Origin of the sequence: Marimonas arenosa, from assembly GCF_030848945.1 — a bacterium.
Classification (GTDB): Bacteria; Pseudomonadota; Alphaproteobacteria; order Rhodobacterales; family Rhodobacteraceae; genus Marimonas; species Marimonas arenosa.
In genome coordinates this window covers 1-218 of sequence record NZ_JANHAX010000030.1, presented here as the reverse complement: position 1 = coordinate 218, position 218 = coordinate 1, and the positions used below count along the sequence as shown (strand labels likewise).

Annotated in this window: 1 protein-coding gene; it reads right to left on the bottom strand. The window is 35.8% G+C overall.

Annotation, left to right across the window (positions count from 1 at the left end):
- Positions 1-218 (bottom strand): hypothetical protein (locus NO357_RS21345; protein WP_306737785.1); only part of this gene is annotated, 218 nt, incomplete at both ends.

The following is a 218-nucleotide window of genomic DNA, read 5'->3' as shown; positions in this document are numbered from 1 at the left end:
TAGGATTCCGGTGATGTATAATGAGCTATAGTTTTTTCTTCTAATAAAACTTCCTAAGCTTGATTTAAGTTTAATCAACAATCGACCTATCACTTTGTTACTTGAGCTTGCGCTTAAGTTCTTAGGCATTAGAACCATGGCAATCATCAGTACTCCCACGATGATGCTTAGATATTTCTGAAAACCTGCAAACGAAATTCCTTGACCAATAAACCCTA